Genomic DNA, 2,494 nt, shown 5'->3' on the forward strand with positions numbered 1-2,494 from the left:
GTGGTGGAGGGTCGGCCGCGTCGTGCGGGGGTGTCCTCGTTCGGGATCAGCGGCACCAACGCCCACGTCATCCTCGAACAACCCCCCACCCCCACGCCGACGAGGGAGCACGCAGCCGACCGCCGTGGACCCGCGGTCCCCGTGCCGCTCTTCATCTCGGGCCGGGACGAGACCGCGCTGAGGGCACAGGCGGACCGCCTCCACGCGCACCTCACCGACCACCCCGACCTGTCCCCGGTCGACGTCGGCTGGTCGCTGGCGACCACCCGCGCCACCCTGGAACACCGGGCGGCCGTCGTCGGCACGGACCGGGCCGAGATCCTGACGGGCCTCGAAGCGTTGGCCAAGGGCGAGCGCGGGCCCGGTGTCGTACACGACGACGGGGCCGTACCCCGGGGCAAGACGGCGTTCCTCTTCCCCGGCCAGGGCAGCCAGCGGCCGGACACCGGCCGTGAACTCTACGAGCGGATGCCCGTCTTCGCCCGGGCCCTGGACGAGGTGTGCGCCCTGCTCGACGGCGAACTCCCCTGCCCTCTCCTTGACGTTCTCTTCGCCCCCGAAGGAACGTCCGAAGCCGCCCTCCTCGACCGGACCGACGTCACGCAGGCCGCGCTGTTCGCCGTCGGAGTGGCGCTGTTCCGGCTCGTCGAAAGCCGGGGCCACCTGCCTGACCTGCTGCTCGGCCACTCCATCGGCGAAGTCACCGCCGCCCACGTCGCCGGCCTCCTCTCCCTCGAAGACGCGTGCACCCTCGTCGCGGCCCGCGGCCGGCTCATGAGGTCCGCACGCGGGGACGGCGCCATGGTCGCGATCCAGGCCGCGGAGCAGGAGGTCCGCGAGACGCTGCCGGGCGGCGAAGAGGAGAGCGGAGCCCCGGTCGTCGTCGCGGCCGTCAACGGGCCCCGGGCCACCGTCGTCTCCGGAGACCTGGCGGCGGTGGAAGGAGTGGCGCAGCTGTGGCGGGCCAGGGGGCGCAGGACCAAGCGCCTGCCGGTCAGCCACGCCTTCCACTCGCCCCACATGGACGGCGTACTCGACGCCTTCCGGGCCGCGGCCGAGCAGCTCGACTTCCACGAGCCGCGGATCCCCGTCGTCTCCAACGTCACCGGTACGCTCGCGACCTCCGCGCAGCTCCGCTCGCCCGACTACTGGACCCGGCACGTCCGCGAGGCCGTCCGCTTCCACGACGGGGTCCGCAGCCTGGAGTCGCACGGCGTCACGGACCACCTGGAGCTCGGCCCGGGCGGCGTGCTCAGCGCACTGGTGCAGGACTGCCTGACCGCGGCCCCGGGCGCCATCGTGCCCCTGCTGCGCGCGGGTCGCCCCGAGGCCACCGGCGTCACGGCGGCCCTGGCGCTCCTGCGGCTGCGCGGCGCCGCGCTCGACCCGGCCGCGACCTTCCCCGGCGGCGGACGGATCGACCTGCCCACGTACCCCTTCCACCGCGAACGCTACTGGCTCACGGCAGGGGTGCCGACGGGCACTGCGAAGGGCCTGGGGCTGCGCGCCACGGCCCACCCGTTCCTCGGCGCCTCGGTACCGGTCGTCAACCAGGACGTCCACGTCCTGACGGGATACGTCTCCCTCGAAAGCCAGCCGTGGCTCGCGGGCCACTCCGTGCACGGCGCGGTGGTGTTCCCCGGCACCGGCTTCCTGGAACTGGCGCTGCGCACGGGTGCGGAAGTGGGGCTACGCAGGGTCGAAGGACTGACGCTGGCCGCGCCCCTGGTGCTGCCGGCGCGGGGCGGCGTCCGCCTCCAGGCCGCCGTGGGCGAGGCAGACGAGGACGGCGGCCGACCGTTCGACCTGTACGCGTGCGTGGACCTGACGGACTCGAACGATCAGATGGACGGCCCGGCGGACGACTCGGCGAACTGGATCCGGCACGCCCATGGACGGCTGACCGCCACCGAGCAGATCGAGGCCATGCCGGTGGGCTGGCCGCCCGAGGGCGCGGACGAGGTCGAACTCGACGGAACGTACGAACGGCTGGCCGACGGCGGGTTCGCGTACGAGGGGCGGTTCACCGGGCTGCGCAGGGCGTGGCGCGCCGGGAACGAGGTCTTCGCCGAGGTGGCCCTGGGCGAGGAGGGGGGTGCCGGCGCCAGTGGCTTCGTGCTGCATCCGGCGCTGCTGGACGCCGCGCTGCATCCGCTGCACCCAGGGGTGGCCGGCGTCGAGGGGCCGGCGCGGCTCCCCGCCGCGTGGACCGGGGTCGAGGTGGGGGGCGAGGCGCCGGCGTCGGCGGTACGGGTCCGACTGACGCTCACGGGTCCGGGAAGCGCGTCCGTACTGCTGGCGGACGCGACGACGGGCGCTCCGGTCGCTTCGGTTGAGTCACTGGAACTGCTCCCGGCAGGGGAAGGGGCGGTGCGGCCGGACACCGCCGGGTCTCCGGATGACGGTTTGTTTGGGGTGGTGTGGGAGCGGGTGGGTGTGTCGTTGGTGGGTGGTGGTGGGTGGGTGGAGTTGGGGGTGGGTGGGGTGTTGCCGG

The 2,494-nt window shown here is 74.2% G+C and carries 1 protein-coding gene; it reads left to right on the forward strand.

All coding sequences use genetic code 11. The features are described from left to right. Positions 1-30: 30 nt before the first annotated feature. A partial coding sequence (locus ABZ842_RS38735) for a type I polyketide synthase (protein WP_361548557.1) occupies positions 31-2,494 on the forward strand: 2,464 nt, incomplete at its 3' end.

This window comes from Streptomyces sp. NPDC047315, assembly GCF_040643215.1.
In the GTDB taxonomy this organism is placed as follows: Bacteria; Actinomycetota; Actinomycetes; order Streptomycetales; family Streptomycetaceae; genus Streptomyces.